Raw genomic sequence first — 16,598 nt, forward strand, 5'->3', positions numbered from 1 at the left:
CCGGTCCGGGAGTAACGGCTCGATCCGCGCCCACTGCGCGTCAGTCAACGGCACAACCGGAACAACGACCGACTGATCCAAACGAAACTGCCTAGGTCGCGCGGCAGTCGAGGCGGATGTTGAGCCCACCAGGAATCCCTGATTCGCTGCGCCGTCCCGCCCGCAGCTTGGAGATGTTCAGCCCATCGCGGCGGGCGATGATCGCGAACTGGTCGTACTTGCCGGTGAGCGACTTTCGTTCGAGGCTCTCCAGCGGCGTGCGGCCTCCGGGGGGCGGACCGCTGCCCGGCTTGCCGGGGAGTTGCCGGCTCACTTCGTTGTGTTCGACGCCGTTCAGATCGATGGGCGTGAACTTTTGCGGACGCCGTCGTTGAGCGACGTGCCTGCCTGGAGGCCATGTTCATCGAGCACCGCCTGAGTGCCCCCTGGAGGCTGTGTCTGGAGACGACCGACGTTGTCCTCGCGCAGGAGTGGCTTATCTCCCGGACCCAGGTTCCCGGCATCGAGGGCCTCGTGACCGAAGTAGTCAGCAGCGCTACCTCCCCCCGGTACCCGAGCCCTCATGACGGTGCGCCGCCGGGACACGACGGAGGAAATGCCTCGATTCGATGCGGGTGCCATACCATCCGCACGATGACCGGGGTGTTGCGGTCCGCAGATAGCGGACCGGCGCGTGGAGAATATCGACAGAATTCTTGTGTGCTGCCATCCAATCGAGGTAGTTGACATCGAACCTAGTCGTCTTGTCCAGAGGCTGAGGCCGCCGAGTCGACAGGAAGCCATACTCACAAACAATCACACCCTGGATCGGCTTTCTCTAGTCGCTTAGAAGTCGAACTAGCTTCTGGAAGTGGTTATCTTTCTCTGTGAGTTCTTCGATGTCAATCTGGGCCGCACGGACACGCAACTCGTTCGGCCTCATCGTACTTTTCGCCTCACGCTTGGAAGCGAAACCCAACCATCTCTCGCTCCAGGGGCCTGCGATAACTCCCTCTAGTCGCCCTGCAACGTATATGACTGCATCAGGTAGCTGCTCTGCGGCACTTGCTAGATCCGTGAAGATCACGACAGGTCCGACGCGAGATTCCGAAGCGGCCAGTGCAACGTTCGCAAGTCCCATGGAGCCCTGTGACTGAATTACGGTCAACTTTCGTGTCTTGATTCCCTTGGAAAGGAGATTCTCTGCGATTCCACGGATAAACAACTCGTCGCGCATCCCTTCCACTACCACGGTGAGAGGTTTGTCGCTAGGTTTAATCGTTGCAACGTAGGGAACGAATACCTCCCCCAGCTCAGCTGCCAGGCGGAGCTTGTGTCGGAGAACGTTCCCGAACCCGTGTGTCGCGGCGGCGAAAACGTCATCACGATCAAAAAGGAGCACGTTCAAATTTTTACCTACGCGTAAGGCGTCGACGGCATCAGGGCTGTATTCTGACATGGAAATGAAGATGCCAATTGTTCCAACGAGCTTGCCGTCTACCTTTCCTTTGAACTGGTAGATGGCGGACGCGGGAACCTGGTCTTTCCACCACTTCGCCTCGACTAGGTGAAAGCGTCCCTCATACATAAAGGAACCATCTATCTCTTCCCCTGCAGGTCGAAACGATGTCCTCGGAAACATCCCCTCCGCTGCGAGGAGCCTGTTCAGCCATTCTTCGAATTTGCGCCCCCGTGTCTGAGGTGTCATTCCCTGATCAAGCTTGGCTAGGTTCTCTAGTTCTTCACGTGGCGTCACAGGCGGAACACTACGAGCCTTTGGGGCCAGACCGCAGGCGTAGTTCGGAAAAGGTAGGTGTCCTCCATCGTCACCGCTGTCGAGGAGACTGCCCCGTCACCCCGTCACCCCGTCACCCCGTCACCCCGCCGGGTCCGCAGCGGTCCGCCCCGACTTTGGTGGGCGTACGCACGGTCAGATGCACAAGTCGATGGGGCTCGATGGCATCCGCCCCTCCATTGCATGACAGAAGACAGTTTCGCCTGGGGCAGACAGGAAAGATCCGCGAAAGACTGGCCACCACTCTCAGCGGCATGTCAACGTAGACGACCTTCCCGCAAAACTGCCAGGTCAGAAAGGTGATGACGCGGGACGGTCGACCGCTAGCCGCTTCTCCCGAAGTTCCTTCAACGTGAGACGCCGGCTGGCACGCTGCGTCGCCCCCGTCCCAGAGGTGCCGGAGCCGCCCGACGCGTGCAGCGCGCCCGAACTCCAGGGCTCCGCCTGCTGGCTGGCCGCCCATCCCCATGCAAGGAGGCTGTCCGTGCCGTCTACGGAAATGACCGTTGGAGATCTCATCGACCTGCTGTCCGCCTGCGACCGCGACGCCCCGGTCCGGCAGGCGATCAACCCGTTCTTCCCGATGGAGCACCGCCTCGCCCAAGTCGTCCAGTCCCTGAACGCAGCCGGGCAGACGGTCGTCCATCTCGCCGAGGGCAGCGATGAGCACAGCCAGCTCGGTGTCCTGCCGCCCGAGGTAGCCGTGACGCTGGCCTGGCAGTCTCCCGTCCAGCCACCGCGTCGGCCCCGCCGCACGGCTCGCGGCGGCCAGTAGATCCTCATCATCCTGGAGGTACCCCTGAATCCCGACTTCCCCCTCGACCCCGCCGCACCCGATCGGACCCAGGCCGCGCACTGGGTGGGCCCCCGCCACCTGGCCGGCGACGACGGACGGCTCTACGACACCGTCGCCGACACCCTCACCGGCCTTGGCTGGATGAGCCTGACGATGGTCCGCGGCCGGCAGGAGCCGGACGAGGCGCCGGAGGACCGACAGGTCGTACGCAGCACCGTCCTGCACCTCAGCCCCGACACCCTCCGATGGGCCCAGTGGGTCCTGGCGGACGAGCCGTTCCTGCTGGGGGACCTGCCAGTCGCCTGGCAGGTGTCGGCTCGCACGGACACGGCCAGTCCGCTCGCGCAGTGGTCCGCGTACTTCACCCCCGACGTCCCCGGAGAGGCCGTCGTCGACTTTCTCGTCGCTCTCGACGCACGGCAGCGCCCGGCCGAGAAGTTCGGCGGGACCGAGCTGGTCCTCGACGCTGTCACCACTCACGGCTGGCTCCTCGACATCGACCAGCCCCGTGCGGGAGCGATGGACGCGACCTTCACCTCCCACATCAGCTACGGCACGGTGCCAGCCCTCATTCAGGACGCCGACCCGCGCACCCTGACCGACAACACCGCGACGAGCCTGGACGGGTGGCAGGCATGGGCCGAGCCAGTGCTCGGCGCACGATGCCTGTGGGCGGCGTCGTTCAGCTCCAGCGTCCCGCACGACCTGGTCGCCGCCTTCGCAGGCTCGATCAGTTCCACCGCGCCAGTCCTGCGCCGGGTGCTCCCCGCGAGCACCGAAGACCGGCTCCTGCGCGCCCCGGCCATCTGACGCCACGCATCCCGATCAACTCCAGGCGGCAGTCAGGAGACCGAGGCTGCAGAATCACACGTGCGATCAGTGGGATCAGCAGAGCATCATGCCGGGATGGGCCACTACTCCTACCTCCAGATCGGCACCGCCAGGGCGCTCCTCTGCCGCGAAAGCTATTACCGCGACCTGGCCGCTCTGTTCGTCGAAACTGACTGCTACCGCCGGAAGGAGACGGCCGAAGACTGGGGCGCCGAGGGGCAGTACGGCTACGAAGCCTCGATCCGCGAGATGTCCCAGCGCCTGGAGACGCAGGGCATCACGCCATTGGTTGCCCTGGCCGATCTGGCCGAGGGTTTGGGTAAGTGGACCGAGCAGCCCGCCGGTGGAGAGGGCCCGCAGAATCCAGAGCTGGCTCCGCCGGACATCGAGCAGGTTGAGCGAGATGTTCGGTTCTTTCTCAGCTCCGATCTCGAAACTCTCCCCTACTCCGAGTTCAAGCGAGTGAGCGACAGCGGTGTGCTCATCGACTTCCTGCACTGGTACATGGACACCCGGAGTCTGGTACGTCTACTGCTGCACTGGGCGCCGGACCAGAACGCAAGGATCGCGCTCGACCTGAGCGAGCTGACCGGATGCTGTGTAGAGCTCGACCCCACGAAGCCCTATGCCAGCCAGGCGCGGGCAGAGCAATTGGCGGTCGCAACAACCAACCTTCCGCTGGTCGTGATCACAGAAGGTTCCACCGACGCGCGGCTCCTCTCGGAGGGTATGAAGGTGACCCATCCTCACCTGGTGGATTTCATCAGGTTCTTCGACTACGGGGCTGGCTCCCGGCCGCGCGGCGGCGCTGACGCCCTTGCTGAGGTCTTCAAAGCGTACGTTGCCGCTGGGATCGGGAACCGATTCGTCGCCATCGCGGACAACGACGCCGCCGCCCACGAGAAGCTTCTCGCTCTCAAGAAGAACCGCTGGCCGCCGACGTGCCGGATTCTGCACTACCCCACCCTCCCCCTGCTTCAGGCGTACCCCACCTACGATCCCGCCACCGGCATTTCCGCACCCGCAGACGTCAACGGTCAGGCCGGCAGCTTGGAGTTGTACCTCGGGAAGGACACCCTCACTGACACGAACGGCGACCTGATGCCCGTTCACTGGAAGGCGTTCGAGCCGAAGACTGGCCTGCGCCAAGGGACGCTGAGCGGTCCGGGCAAGAAGGCTGCGCAGAAGAGGTTCGAGGCGAAGCTCAAGGCGGCCCGCTCCGGCCAGGCGGTGGGCATCGAGGACTGGAGCGGCATCAGCGCGATCATCGAGTCGATCATCCGCGCGTTCCAGTGACCGGCTCGCTGTCGGCTGACCAGGCTTACTCCAGTCCCCTCAGGCCGTCTCGGACGCTCTGACGCTCGGCTTTCCCCGCGCTCCAGTGTCCGCTGGTGGACAAGAGGGTCGCGGTGGGATTCGACGGCCTGGCGCACGATGGTGGCCAGGATGTCCGGAGGCATTGCCTCAGCTGGGTGGTGGCGGTGCCAGAGAACGAGCGACGGTCGGTGGTCTTGGGTGGGGACGGTCGTACAGGGCTCCAATTGTCAGGCGACGGTGCCCCGTCCCGCCAGGAACGCGCGGGGCGGGGCACCGAGCAGTGGGAGTTTCAGCGGCCTGCGGTTGCCTTGGTGAGGGCCTTGTCGAGGTGCCGGTCGACGAGAGCGGGCGAACCGGAAACGACCACGAGGACGTTCCCGTCGCGGATCGCGGTCTGCTTCACCACCCTGTCGTGTCCGCCGGCGGAGAAGGCCAGCAGCTGGCTCCACTGCTCCTCGCCGAGGTGGGGCGATGCCGTCTTCTGGGTGGCGATGTCAACGGCGGAGCCGCCGACGAGGATTTGGTACTCGGGGCACCCGGCCATGGCGTCGAAGACCTCGACCATGCCGTCGGACAGCTTGGCGGGCGTGTCGCTGTACAGCTCCTCCGAGACTTCGGAGTCGCTGTGGCCGGAGTAGGTGAAGGAGGTCTTCGCCTGGCGGGGGAAGTCGAGCGATCCTCCGGTGGCCGCCTCGCCGCCGAGGTCGGAGAGGGCAGGGCAGCCGAGAACGGTGACGTCGTCATGCCGTGCAGGGAGCTCGGCCTTGCGGGTGTAGCCGCTGCCCAGGTCGCTCTCGTCGAGCAGGCGGGCGGTGAGTGCGGCCGACGACAGTGGGGTGCTGTTCACCTCATTGACGGCCGGGCTGCCGGAGGCGGCGGAGGACGACGGTGCAGGAAGTGCCGCGCTGTGGGGCGAGCAGGCGGGCAGGGCGAGCAGGGCAACGGCGGTGATGCCGACGGCGGTGGTGGCGACGCGAACGCGCACGACTTGACCCCTTGGTTCTGGGAGAAGGTTGGGCAGTGCGGGCCAGCGGGCCCTGTGGGGTCGTAGGGGTATAGGGGTCAGTGGCCGAGGTGGCGCAGGCAGTCCTCGAACGTGGCGTGCGTGGCATCGACCGGCGCGGAGTTCCGGTTGTACCAGGCCGTGTCCAGGCGCCTCTCCTGCTGCTGGTGACCGGCGCGGCAGCGCAGCCAAATCTCATCTTGGGTCGAGATGATGATCCAGTCCCGGTACGCGCCGCACTCCGCGCAGGTGACGACCTCGCCGTCCAGGACGAGAGGCCGCAGCCAGGGCATCATCCGGCCGGCGACCTGGTCGTGGCTCGGGACCCGCAGATCCGGCGGCAGGAAGTCGTCCCCCTCGGCCACTGGCTCGGACAGCTGCACGCCAGGCTGCGGCATCGGAGGCGTGGGGAGGGGCATGCGCTGCCACATCTCCCACATCTCCTCGTGCCGGCGCTGCATCTCGATGTCGAACGCATCCGGCTTGCGGCGGCGTATCCGATCAAACACGCTGGCTCCTCCTGCGCCTCGTCCTGCTCGCGTCATGATCGTCCTCGAAGGCATGTGACCTGTTCAACTCGCAAAGTCCACAGTCACGACCGGCCTCGCCGGGCGGTGGTCCGGCCCTGCTCCGCGCGTCCGGTGCGGCTGGTCAGGTGCTCCGTCCCGCGGTCGGCGGTCACGGCATTGCTGGTGTCGGCGGGCAGGTCGGCACTACGGCGCAGGCGCCAAACCAGCACGTCGCTGACGGATTCCGCGGTGTCGAGTTCCCTGCGTCCGGCGGCATCGGCGAGGAGCGCGGTGGCGTTGTGGCCGGCGGCTTCGGCGTCGGCGAGGGTGGCTGCGAGCGCGTACCAGCCGGGCTCGGCCAGGACCTGGTCCGCCAACTCCGGCACAGCCTCACGCAGCACGGCCGTCTGCCGCTGCAGGAGAGGGTGGCCCAGGCGCCGGCCGCGCTGGTAGAGGGCGCCCAGCGGCTGGGCGGCGGCGGCCTGGTAGGCGGCACGAAGGTGTTCGGCGGCTTGACGGGCGGAGGCAGCTTGCTGAGCGTGGCCCTTCTTCGCGTGCCAGTGCATGGCCGCGGTGACGAGGAAGAACAACATGTCGATCGCCATCGCGGTGGTTGCCCCGTCCTCCCCGCGGCCGAGCGCGGGCCCGCTGAGGACCAGGTCGCGGGCGGCCTGCCGCAGCGCCCGGTCGTGGCCGCGCTCGGCCCGGAAGTGCGAACGGGAGGCCCGCTCGAAGGCGAGGGCGGCCTCGCGCAGTTGAGTCCGGGTGTGGGCGGCGGAGGTCTTGGCGAGCGCGTCCAGGACCTCGCCGGCCGAGGCGATGTGAGCGGCGGCGACCGCGTCGTCGCCTTCCTCGATGACGATCAGTGCCTGCCATGCCGCGGAGGCAGTGCCGCGGCGCGCGGTGGACGGGGCGCCGGGCGCCGTGCGTGACGGCGCAGCGACTGAACCGCTGGCCTGGTCGTCGTCGGCGGACCAGCGTTCGCGGATGCGGGGCAGCGATAGGTCCGGGGCAAGTCTGGACCCCGAGTAGAAGATGGGTTCGCCGTCCTTGTTGCGGTCGTCGGGCAGCGCGACGGTGTAGCCCAGCAGGTCACCGGAGGGCGCGATCCGCCGCCGGATGAGCAGGCCGGCAGCGGCGAGCCGGTCGAAGAACTCCCTCTCACCGGTGGCTCCGGCCACGGCCCGGCGAACGGTCTCACGCAGTTCCTCGCGCGGGGTGCGTTCCCGCTGCTGTCGTTCGGCCTTGTGGCGCTCGGCGCTGGTCGGCCGCTGGGCGGCGGTGCCGTCCCCGGTGTTGAGCCGCTTGAGGCCGTACTCGGCTTCGATCAGACGGGCTTCGGCCTGAGCGCGTCCCGCGTCGTTGTTCAGGCGGGGCCTACGGCCGTCCTCCCGGACGAGGGTGGCGATGATGTGGATGTGGTCGTCGGCGTGGCGGATGGCCGCCCAGCGGCAGGCGGCGGCGTCGCCGTCGGGGGCGATGCCGGTGGCCGCGACCATGCGCCGGGCGATCTCGCCCCACTGCTCGTCGGAGAGTACGGGGTCCTCTGGCGCGGCACGCACCGACAGATGCCACACATGCTTGGCCGGGCGACGGCTGGGGGCGAGGGCTTCGACCGGCTGGTCGAGGAGCTTCTGCAACTCCGTGTACGTCGCCTGCGGGTCGCGGCCGGGGTCTGGCGCCAGGCTGTCCCAGGCGGCCACGAGGTGCGGGTCGACGTGTTCCTCGTGCGTGCCCGGCCCGTACAGGTAGTACAGCAGCCCGATGGTGCGTGTCCCGCGCTTGTGGACTCTGGGGATCATGCGACGTGGTTCTCGGTGTCCAGGTAGTGCTGGGTGAAGGTCTCCACCCGCTTGGCGGCGCGGTGGACGGCGTCGAGGACGGCTCGGGTGTGCGGGACGTCGGCGCCGGCGTTGGTGGCCTTGGCCACCTGGTTGAGGTTGTTGCCGATCTGGCCGAGGTGCCGGCGTACGGCGAACAGCTCGGTCAGCACTTCTCGTTCGGTGGCGATCTCGGCAGCGGCGCGGTCGAGGTCACGGGCTGCTTTGAGGGCGGCGTAGGCGAGGAAGCTGGCGACGCTCATGCGGCAGGCGGACGCGGCGCGGACGAGGAGCTGGTACTCGTCGTCGTTCATACGGCAGCTGGGCTGACGCATGCGCTTGTGCTCGTCACGCAGGCGCTCGCGCTGGCGCACGTGTGGCTTCGGCGGCGCGGCGTGCTCGCAGTACGCGGTGTGGCACGTGTGCGGCAGCCCCCCTTCTGGATGCGGTCCGCCCTCGGTCGCATCCTGGTGGACCGGCACCTCCCGGTGCCGGTCCGCTCCCGCCATTCCAGAGGCGGGGGAGGCAAGAGCATTGCTCCCGACGGGAGCAATGCTCTTGCGATAACTTGCTCGCCCCCAGACCGAGTTGGGGTCCCGAGCAGGATCCGGGGTGGCGCTGTTCTCGTTCGGGTTCGTCATCGGCTGTCGGGCCTCGCCGTACGGAGCTGCCGCTGGATGGTGGCGGCCAGATCGAGAACGGAGGCCGGTCCGTGCAGGAGCTGGACCGGCCCGTTCGGCACCTGCTGGACGAGCCACTGGCCGGTCGGGACGGGCACCATGGCGTAGACGAGGTGCCGGCGGACCAGGACGGTGGCCCACGCAGCCGCCTCGGTGGCCATGTGCCGCGACGGAGGGTTGGGGTGGGAAACCACGGGATGCCTCTCGGTACGGGGCGGTGGCCCGGGGTGCGCCGGGCCACCAAAGGGGGACAGGGGGAGTGACCTGCTGGTTTGCAGGGTCAGCCGCACTCGGGGCAGCGTCCGACGTGGCCGCTGAGCGCCCGGGCCATCCGCGCCTTCGTTGAAGCGGCGTACGTCGAGCTGGCCTTCGCCGACGGCTTGCCGGCATGCCGCCTGGAGTGGGCGCTCAGATAGCCGATCTCCCGCTCGTATTCCTCACGGATGGCGGCGAACTGCGGGCAGGTCCTCATGGTGTGGTGCTCCTTGTCGTCGTGTTGCTGTTTGGGCTGCGCAGGGCTGCCAGGACCAGGCTGAGTCGGTCGTTTCGGCCGCCGGGGAGCTTCTCGCGGCGGATGATCTCCCTGAGCTGGACTCGAGTCACGGCCGCGTTGCCGTCCCGTTCCAGCAGCGCGGGCACGTGGGGGCGGATCAGCTCGACCAGCTGGTCGATGTCCTGCTCCGGCTCACGCGCCGGACGCTGAGCCTGCGGGCCGCGGGACCGGCTACTGCGTTTGCTCTTCCCCTTTGCCTTGGGGGCCGGCGTCCGGCGCAGGGGAACCTGGGCCCTCCGGTCCCCGGTGGTGTCGGTCACCGTGTCGTTCGGTCCCCGGTCCCCGGTGGTGTCGGTCACCGTGTCGTTCGGTCCCCGGTCCCCGGTGGTGTCGGTCACCGACTCGTCGGTCCCCGGTCCCCGGTCCCCGGTGCCATTCAGGGCGTTGTGCAGGCACTTCATCGACCAGGAGGCCGGTCCCCAAGCGGCTCTCGTGCTCCTCACCGGGCTCCGCGTTCACTGCCTTGGTCCCCGGCTCGTGGGTCCCGTGAATCGAGCCTCGGTCCTCGGTCCCCGCCTCGGTCCCCGCTGCCCGGTCCTCGGTCCCGGGGTGCTGCTTGGCGTTCTCGGTGTCTGGTCTCCGGTGAGGTTGCAGTCCCCGGTCCCCGTTCCGAGTGACGACGATGTGGGGACCGTGGTTGGCCGAGCTGCTCTCGGTGCTAGCGGCGGGGACCGTGGTCGCCATCTCGCCGGAGCGCGGTGGGGACCATGGGGAGGGCAGCGGGACGGTGGCGAGCGCGAGCGCGTGTCGGCGGGCGGCAAGCTGGGCCAGCAGCTCGGCTCGCTGGGCGGGGACGGTGGCGACCGAGGCCCGGCCGATCGCTATCGACAGCCGCCGGGTCAGGCGCCGACCCCGTCGACTCTGCCGCTGCTCGGCTGTGAGTTCGGCAAGCCGGGTGGCCAGGGCCACGGCGCGGGCGGTGGCGCGGTCACGGCTGATCTGCGCAGCGTCGCGGTCCCGGGCGGCGATGCCAAGTCGGGACAGCAGGCGCTCGCGTGCTTCTCGCCCGAGAGTGGCGATCAGGCCGTGGGAGGCGGCACCAGGGGTGCGCAGGCGCAGCTCGATGCCCATGGCCAGGTGCCAGAGCATCGCCGCCATCACCGGTCCGACGAAGGCGCGGACAGTGCCTCCTACGGGACCGCTCTCGGCGTAAGCGGGGATCACTTGTACTCCGGTGATGAGCCACACCAAGGTGCCCGGCAGTCCAGGAGCGCCCTGGGTGTTCAGGTTCTGCCGGGCCATCAGGGCGGTGGCGAACAGGCCCAGTTCCGCGGCGGCGAACATGCTGGCGCGTTCGGCCGTGCCGGCGATGTTGAGATAGTCGGCGGCGAAGCGCCAGCTGGTGTCGGCGCTGTAGGCGGTGCAGCCGAGCGCGGCCAGGGCGGCGACCACGACCGCGGCATTGCCGAGTCGTTTCTGCGGGTTCTGTGCCCGTCGCCGGAACGCCCAGCCGACCAGGGCCAGGGCCAGCGCGGCGGCGGGGACGCCGAGGGCGAGCAGGTGGGAGAGGTCGGGGCTCGCACCGAGGGACAGGGAAGGGTGGGTCATGCGGCCTTTCCGAGAGGGGGGTGCGCCGAGGCCGGCGCCACCGGGCGGGTGACGGGCTGCTGTGTGGCGGGCCGGGCGGACCCAGGTCGGCTGGCCTTGCTGGGTGCGGCCTTCCTTTTTGCGTCCTTGCGACGAGGTACGCCGAGGGTGCGGTCGCGGTCGAAGACCTTGTTGGCGGCCTGCCGCAGCAGGTCCCGGGCGTGCTTGGTGCCGATCTGCAGAGCGACGGCGAGCCGGTCGGGGCGCCATCCGCGGACGTAGGCGTGGTCGATGACGACCTGCCGCTCGGCCTCGGTGAGGTGGACGTCGCGGCCGTTGAAGAAGGCGACCACGCGGCTGTAGTCGAGGCGATGGGGCAGTCCCTTGTGCCAGGGTTCGCGTTCTTCAGCGGTCAGCCCGCCCCAGACGCCCTCCTTGAGGTCGTTCTCCAAGGCGTAGTTGAGGCAGTCGCGGCGCACGGGGCACATGGCGCAGAGTTCCTTCGCGTCGGCGATGGCCTCGTAGTCCCGGGGCAGGGGAAAGAAGGTGGCGTCGGCGTCATCGGGGTCCATGCCGTGGCAGGCGCCGTGGGGCTGCCAGCTGGTGTCGCCGATGCCGCGCAGGCCGGTGGCCGGCGTGGTGTGGGTGGTGATGTGGCGCAAGGTGGTCTCCGGTGTGCTGCCGCGCCGGCCGACAGCAGGTCGGCGTGGGTGGACGCGGCGTCGGGCGCCTGCTGCGGCGCGGGACAGGGGCGCGGCAGCAGGGGCGGGACGGTGGTGTTGCGCGGGTGCACCGGACGGTGCACCGTCGTGCGAGTCGGTCAGGCCAAGGCCGCGTGCTGGGCGGCGGCGAGGTCCAGGCGGCAGTGATGCGGGGTGGCCCGCGGGGCGCTACCGCGTGCGAAACCGTCGGGGTCGACGCGCCGGCGGCGGCACGGCTCGCCGACCGGTGCCTCGCACCAATCGCAGCGCACCGAGAGAGCGTCGGGCTGGCCCTGGGCGAGGGCTGCCTCGCGGGCGGCGCGGGCGCGACGGAAGGGCGCGAGGGCAGCCCTGGCCTCCGGCGGAATGCAGGAGCCGACTTCCTTCAGCCGGGCTTCCAGCCTCGGGCTGACACGGCTTGCGGCCAGCTGCCGGTACATCACCGGCTGGGCGGAGCCGGTGGCGACCGCACGGCGGGTGCCGACCAGCTCAGCGGTCCATGCCGCCTGGTCGTCGGGGTCGGCCGACGGGGTGGGGTCGGTGTGCCGGTGCAGGCGGTCGCGCTTGTAGCTCTCCCACGGGCGGGCGATGTCCGCGGGCAGGATCTGGTACGGCGAGACGCAGATGTGGCGGCGGGCGACGACGCAGGCGTCCCAGCCGTGCGGCGTGGCCAGCGGTACCTCGTCCAGCAGCTCGTGCCACTGGGCGAGCTGGTCACGGGCTTCGCCCTGGTCGGTGCGGATGGTGCGGGGATCGAGTCGGCCGATGTAGGCCAGCAGGGCGGCAGTTTCGCGGCGGTCCATGGGCTACTCCGTTCCGGTCGGCGTCGGCTCGTTGAGGGCGGCGAGGAGAGCGGCGGTGTGGGCCTCGGCGCGGGTCATGCCGCCCGTCGGGGCGTGTCCGCTGCCGGGTATGGCGTAGAGCTTCGGGCGGGCCGGAGCGTGCTCCCGGGCGATCCAGGAGCGCCAGTCGGCAGCCCAGGCAGCGGGCGGTCGGGGGGTGTGCCCGGCGCGGTGGGCGCGCCACTTTGCGTCGGCTGTTCGCAGGCCCTCCTCGCCGAGGCGGTCGAGGTGGCCTTGCTGGCGGGCCCAGGTGTGGCTGGCTGGGTCGACCTGCCAGTCGGCAGCCGAGGTGACGGCAGCACCACTACTGCTGCCATTCCGGTTCAACTTAGGTTCTCTACGGTTCTGTGTGTCGGATTCCGTACCGTGCTGGGGTCGGATTCCGGCACGTCGGGGGGTCAGATTCCGACGCGAGGGGCCGGATTCCGTACCGGCCGGATTCCGGCGGGAGGGGCCAGATTCCGCACCCTTCTTGGGCCAGATCCCGTACCGCCGCAGGCCCTTCTCGGCCTCCTCGTCCAGCTTGGGCACCGGATCGGAGTCGGTCGGTGGGTCGACGTACGCCTCCGGGTCCTCACGTCGAGCGTCGGCGACCTTCGCCAGCCACGCGGCAGCCCGGGGCAGCCGGTACACCGTGGTCCGTTGCGGGCCCTCCAGGTGCCCCAGCACCCTCAGCTCGCCGCTCTTGTCGAGCGCGACCAGCGCGTCCCTCACTGCCGTCCGGCTGGCGTTCGTTCTCTGCACCAGACTCGTCAGCGAGGCCCAGGCGACGCACCTGTCGTCGGCGACCCGGTCGGCGATCGACAGCAAGACCAGCCGCGCGGTGCCCCGGCTGGAGCTGTGCTCCCACACCCACTCGCGTGCGTTGACGCTCATCGGACACCCCCGGCCGCGACGCCCGGCCGGCTGTTCACCGACGCCGGGCTGGCGTGCAGCGTGCCCAAGCGATGCGACGCCAGGGCGAGAGCCGATGCCGCGCAAGCCGGATGACGGGGCCTTTTGCGTATGGCGGGAGGCATGGAAGAATCCCCTTTGCAGTGTTGCCACGCTGAAGCGCCCGTCGGAAAGGGATCAGCGTGGTGATGGTGGGCAATCTCCGCCCTCTCTGGCCTAGCCGGGCCGGATCGGGGCGGTACGTGCCGCTACGCGTTCGGCGTCCAGGAGTAGCCGCTCCTGGGCGCCGTCGCTGTATACGGACCTGCGCGAGTCGTTGGGTTCCTGCCCTCCTCCTCACGCTCGATGGGCACCAGGCGGGGTGCCCGGGGGACGACGAACATACGCACCGACCCGTGTCAAGATCCAGAGTTGGCTCTAAAACTCTGTACTTGTTGCAGAGAGTGACGAGGTCGCACGTCCGGTCGACTGGTGGCGATCGACCATATACTGCTGAGCCGCTGCGGGGCGACTGCCGCGATTACCGGCAGTACTCATAGACACGAAGCCGTAATTCGAGGCGCTAACATCTGCGCAGAAAATATGAGGTGGTCAATTCCGGCGCTTGTCGTCGCCCTCATAGCACCGAATGGCGAATCAATAACCGTCGCGCTGCGCGTACCGCTATCCGGCTTCGGGTTGTTGTTTCAGTGGGCCGGCTCGACGGATGTTCCGGGTCGTCGTCGACGTCGACAAGCAACCGGCTAAGCGGTGGACACAGACCGAAGGACCCGAGCGTCTTGGACATGATCCTCACTGCGACCCCCTTGTGTCTCATGCCACATTGATGAGCGGAACTGCTGGCCAGAGCGATTTAAGTCAAGCCCGTCCGACCCCGTCAACGGCGATCATTTGTCCAGTTTGTGGGGGTAGGTGGCCAGGGTGTTGCAGTAGTTGGTGCGTACCTACGACGCCGTAACTCACCTATCAGGTAAGGGAAATGCCAGCAGCGGTGCCAACCGAATGTCTGCTAAGAAGTGTGGTCTAGACCGTTCACCGCTCCGCTCAGCGAAAAGCGGCAACGTTTTGCCGATTTGCCGGCCACCTCAAGGAGTGGATCTTGAGGCATGTCCGTTTAGGGCGTGAACGTGCCACCATGTCGCGCCTCATTTGTTCGACGTTGAACCATGTGGCCGCCTTTCGCGGGCGACCCACCCGGTTCAAGATCGTTAAGGATTGCGTATGGTTCTTCCGGGAGGCGAAGGGCGGGTCCAGCGCATTCGCTGCCGCTGGGCCCTTATGTGCGCCCAGAACGTTGCGTCTCCTGAGAGTCAAAGGCAGGATTTTCGTGGTCACGCAGGAACAAAAGCCCAGCGGGAATGACGCTACGGGCGGGCAGATTTCGGAGCGCGACGGCAGCGGACAGCAGTTGGCCGGCCACTACATGGGCTTTGGTGCCCTCCTGCGCAGGTGGCGCAAGGCGGCAGGGGTAACCCAGTATCGGACGGCCAGGGCTCTGGGCATGAGCGAGCGCACGTATCGCAAGATCGAACGTGGTGCGACACCGCCCCGACTGTCCCGCACGCAGTGCGAGGCCCTTTCCGAGCTACTTCGGCTGGACCGCGATGAGCGTCACGCACTGCTGCTCTACAACGTCGGCTCGATGCTCGTTCCGCCGAGTGGGTCCAGCCAGCCGGAGCTGCAACAGGCTTTGCGTCTGCTCATCGACCGGCAGATGCCCAGCCCCGCGTACCTGTGTGACCAGCACTGGAACATCCTGGCCTTCAACACCGCCATGGCGGAGTGGTGGCCGTGGGTGATGGAGCCGGGCGCGAATCTCATTCGGTGGGCTCTGACGACGCCGGAGGCCCGCGCCCAGTACCAGGACTGGGACAAGCACGCCTCGGCGTACGTGAAGATCCTCAAGTTCGCCCAGGCCACCAGGCCGAATGACGCCGAGCTGCGCCGGCTGATCGAGGACGTCAAGAAGGACCCCGACGTGCGGCACGTCTGGGAGACCGAGCACGATATGGGGGAGACACGCGATGGCCATGTCTTCCGGATGAACGTGCCGACGCTGGACTGGGAGACGATCGAGGTCGTCAGCCACGTCCTCTATCCCGCGTCGATGCCCGACTGCCGCTTCGTTGTGATCACCTGGGTTGAGGGCCATGGCGACGAGGAGCGCGACGCCCTCGGCGGCGTCCGCGATGCCTGGGCAACCATGACCGCGAACGAAGAGGACGTGGCGACGGCCCAGCGGCACGCGCAGAACCGCGCGGCCGAAGACGCCGCAACCCGCTGGCGAAGGGAGGCGGCAACCCTCGCGTCTCGCATGGTCGTCGCCACTGCAGACGAAGCGGCAGCGCTGGCGGGTGAGAACGGCGTCCCCCTGCCGGCCATCAGCAGAACCGTGGGTCCCGACGTCCATCTGACGCTTTCCCCGGACAAGCGCACCGTGGTGTGGGCCACAGAAGAGACCACCGGCTGCTGGTCCGTCACCCATGTCTCACCGGCCACCGTTATCGCTCGCGTGCCCAGGCACACGATCGAAGGCGCGTGCCTCCTTGAGATGCGTCAGCTGGTGCGCGCTGCGCTGCCGGCCGATCCTGCGGCGGCAAGCGTTCGCATCGGGCAGCTCCTCGACGAGCGCGACACCGAGCAGCGTGTGCTCCGCGATGTCCTGCAGCAGGTTCAGGAAGGCAATGCCGAGTCGCCGAAGAGCTGCATGGCAGGCTGAAGGACCGAGATGGATGGCCTCGCTCAGAGCCGCCCGCCGACAGCATCAGTGGCCCCCATGCCATCTGCCCCCCACACACACAGGAAGACCTTTCTCGTGAAGAAGTACACCTATGCCCTCCCGTTGCGCTGGGCCGACGCGGACGCGTACGGGCACGTCAATAACGCACTCTTCCCCCGGTACATGGAGGAGGCGAGGACCCGGATGTTCCAGGAGATGCTGCCCACCGACGAAGCCGGCCGCCGCCAGCACGCATTCGTGGTCAGCCGCTCCATCGTGGACTACCGCGCTCCCCTGTCCTACCGCGAGGAGCCCGTTGACGTGCACGTCAGGGTCGTCACCTGTCGGGGGGCGAGGCTGGAACTTGCCTACGAAATCCGTGACGCGGACCATCTGTATGCCGAAGCCACGACCTTGATGGCCGCGTACAACCTGGAGACCGGCAGGCCGCGGCGGATCTCTCAAGCCGAGCTGGACTTCCTCGCTCGCTACGACGAGTCCTGAACCGCTGAGCTGTCTCTGCATGCATGCAGGCCCCGGCTGACGACGTCTAGCCGGGGCCCATGCGTCTCTGGCCGCATCCGTCACTGCCGGGAGAGGCGGTTGCGCACGTCGAGAAGCGGGAGCACGTG

General features: G+C 68.1%; 17 protein-coding genes. 5 read left to right on the forward strand and 12 right to left on the reverse strand.

Going from position 1 to position 16,598, the window contains the following annotated elements; translation table 11 throughout:
- Positions 1-91 precede the first annotated feature (91 nt).
- Positions 92-313 carry a hypothetical protein gene (locus AC07DA_RS31135; RefSeq protein WP_351348543.1) on the reverse strand — a complete coding sequence of 74 codons (222 nt, stop codon included), beginning with the start codon at positions 311-313 and terminating at the stop codon, positions 92-94.
- Positions 314-817: 504 nt separating this feature from the next.
- On the reverse strand, positions 818-1,735 hold the full coding sequence (locus AC07DA_RS31140; protein ID WP_351348546.1) for a restriction endonuclease: 918 nt from the start codon (positions 1,733-1,735) through the stop codon (positions 818-820).
- 523 nt (positions 1,736-2,258) lie between these two features.
- On the opposite strand from AC07DA_RS31140, the gene AC07DA_RS31145 reads away from it, so the two are divergent.
- The 3 genes from AC07DA_RS31145 to AC07DA_RS31155 all read left to right on the forward strand — a co-directional run bounded on the left by AC07DA_RS31145 (position 2,259) and on the right by AC07DA_RS31155 (position 4,697).
- On the forward strand, positions 2,259-2,549 hold the full coding sequence (locus AC07DA_RS31145; protein ID WP_351348549.1) for a hypothetical protein: 291 nt from the start codon (positions 2,259-2,261) through the stop codon (positions 2,547-2,549).
- Between the two features lie 12 nt (positions 2,550-2,561).
- Positions 2,562-3,380 (forward strand): SPDY domain-containing protein, encoded by an 819-nt coding sequence (locus tag AC07DA_RS31150; RefSeq protein WP_351349563.1) that lies wholly within the window; start codon positions 2,562-2,564, stop codon positions 3,378-3,380.
- A 96-nt stretch (positions 3,381-3,476) separates the two neighbouring features.
- Complete coding sequence (locus AC07DA_RS31155) at positions 3,477-4,697, forward strand: hypothetical protein (protein WP_479131588.1); 1,221 nt, start codon at positions 3,477-3,479, stop codon at positions 4,695-4,697.
- A 310-nt stretch (positions 4,698-5,007) separates the two neighbouring features.
- Here the strand turns inward: AC07DA_RS31155 and AC07DA_RS31160 are convergent, their stop codons facing one another.
- The 10 genes from AC07DA_RS31160 to AC07DA_RS31205 all read right to left on the reverse strand — a co-directional run bounded on the left by AC07DA_RS31160 (position 5,008) and on the right by AC07DA_RS31205 (position 13,229).
- Complete coding sequence (locus AC07DA_RS31160; protein ID WP_351348555.1) at positions 5,008-5,703, reverse strand: hypothetical protein; 696 nt, start codon at positions 5,701-5,703, stop codon at positions 5,008-5,010.
- 77 nt (positions 5,704-5,780) lie between these two features.
- Positions 5,781-6,140: a hypothetical protein gene (locus AC07DA_RS31165; RefSeq protein ID WP_479131650.1), complete on the reverse strand. Its 360-nt coding sequence runs from the start codon at positions 6,138-6,140 to the stop codon at positions 5,781-5,783.
- A 173-nt stretch (positions 6,141-6,313) separates the two neighbouring features.
- Positions 6,314-8,032 carry a relaxase/mobilization nuclease domain-containing protein gene (locus tag AC07DA_RS31170; protein ID WP_351348558.1) on the reverse strand — a complete coding sequence of 573 codons (1,719 nt, stop codon included), beginning with the start codon at positions 8,030-8,032 and terminating at the stop codon, positions 6,314-6,316.
- Positions 8,029-8,385, reverse strand: coding sequence for a plasmid mobilization protein (locus AC07DA_RS31175; protein ID WP_466386199.1), 357 nt, complete (start codon positions 8,383-8,385; stop codon positions 8,029-8,031). The genes AC07DA_RS31170 and AC07DA_RS31175 overlap by 4 nt, the downstream gene beginning before the upstream one ends.
- 302 nt (positions 8,386-8,687) lie before the next feature.
- Positions 8,688-8,891 (reverse strand): hypothetical protein, encoded by a 204-nt coding sequence (locus AC07DA_RS31180; protein WP_058083009.1) that lies wholly within the window; start codon positions 8,889-8,891, stop codon positions 8,688-8,690.
- Positions 8,892-9,010: 119 nt separating this feature from the next.
- Entirely contained in the window at positions 9,011-9,202 is a 192-nt protein-coding gene (locus tag AC07DA_RS31185) for a hypothetical protein (protein WP_058083010.1), read from the reverse strand.
- 252 nt (positions 9,203-9,454) lie between these two features.
- The gene (locus tag AC07DA_RS31190) at positions 9,455-10,831 is read right to left on the reverse strand and encodes a hypothetical protein (protein ID WP_479131589.1); all 1,377 of its coding nucleotides are present in this window, start codon (positions 10,829-10,831) and stop codon (positions 9,455-9,457) included.
- Positions 10,828-11,472: a WhiB family transcriptional regulator gene (locus AC07DA_RS31195; protein WP_351348568.1), complete on the reverse strand. Its 645-nt coding sequence runs from the start codon at positions 11,470-11,472 to the stop codon at positions 10,828-10,830. The genes AC07DA_RS31190 and AC07DA_RS31195 overlap by 4 nt, the downstream gene beginning before the upstream one ends.
- 158 nt (positions 11,473-11,630) lie before the next feature.
- Positions 11,631-12,314, reverse strand: coding sequence for a zinc finger domain-containing protein (locus AC07DA_RS31200; RefSeq protein ID WP_351348571.1), 684 nt, complete (start codon positions 12,312-12,314; stop codon positions 11,631-11,633).
- Positions 12,315-12,317: 3 nt separating this feature from the next.
- Positions 12,318-13,229 carry a helix-turn-helix domain-containing protein gene (locus AC07DA_RS31205; protein WP_351348574.1) on the reverse strand — a complete coding sequence of 304 codons (912 nt, stop codon included), beginning with the start codon at positions 13,227-13,229 and terminating at the stop codon, positions 12,318-12,320.
- 1,345 nt (positions 13,230-14,574) lie between these two features.
- Here AC07DA_RS31205 and AC07DA_RS31210 point away from each other — a divergent pair.
- On the forward strand, positions 14,575-15,966 hold the full coding sequence (locus AC07DA_RS31210; protein WP_365169629.1) for a helix-turn-helix transcriptional regulator: 1,392 nt from the start codon (positions 14,575-14,577) through the stop codon (positions 15,964-15,966).
- Positions 15,967-16,062: 96 nt separating this feature from the next.
- Positions 16,063-16,470, forward strand: coding sequence for an acyl-CoA thioesterase (locus tag AC07DA_RS31215; protein WP_351348580.1), 408 nt, complete (start codon positions 16,063-16,065; stop codon positions 16,468-16,470).
- The last annotated feature ends 128 nt before the right edge of the window (positions 16,471-16,598 follow it).

It is taken from the genome of Streptomyces sp. NPDC044921, assembly GCF_056432865.1.

Coding starts and splice junctions, on each gene's coding strand:
- AC07DA_RS31180 (WP_058083009.1), bottom strand. CDS start 8,891: ATGGCCACCGAGGCGGCTGCGTGGGCCACCGTCCTGGTCCGCCGGCAC.
- AC07DA_RS31170 (WP_351348558.1), bottom strand. CDS start 8,032: ATGATCCCCAGAGTCCACAAGCGCGGGACACGCACCATCGGGCTGCTG.
- AC07DA_RS31205 (WP_351348574.1), bottom strand. CDS start 13,229: ATGAGCGTCAACGCACGCGAGTGGGTGTGGGAGCACAGCTCCAGCCGG.
- AC07DA_RS31175 (WP_466386199.1), bottom strand. CDS start 8,385: ATGCGTCAGCCCAGCTGCCGTATGAACGACGACGAGTACCAGCTCCTC.
- AC07DA_RS31190 (WP_479131589.1), bottom strand. CDS start 10,831: ATGACCCACCCTTCCCTGTCCCTCGGTGCGAGCCCCGACCTCTCCCAC.
- AC07DA_RS31155 (WP_479131588.1), top strand. CDS start 3,477: ATGGGCCACTACTCCTACCTCCAGATCGGCACCGCCAGGGCGCTCCTC.
- AC07DA_RS31185 (WP_058083010.1), bottom strand. CDS start 9,202: ATGAGGACCTGCCCGCAGTTCGCCGCCATCCGTGAGGAATACGAGCGG.
- AC07DA_RS31200 (WP_351348571.1), bottom strand. CDS start 12,314: ATGGACCGCCGCGAAACTGCCGCCCTGCTGGCCTACATCGGCCGACTC.
- AC07DA_RS31165 (WP_479131650.1), bottom strand. CDS start 6,140: ATGCCCCTCCCCACGCCTCCGATGCCGCAGCCTGGCGTGCAGCTGTCC.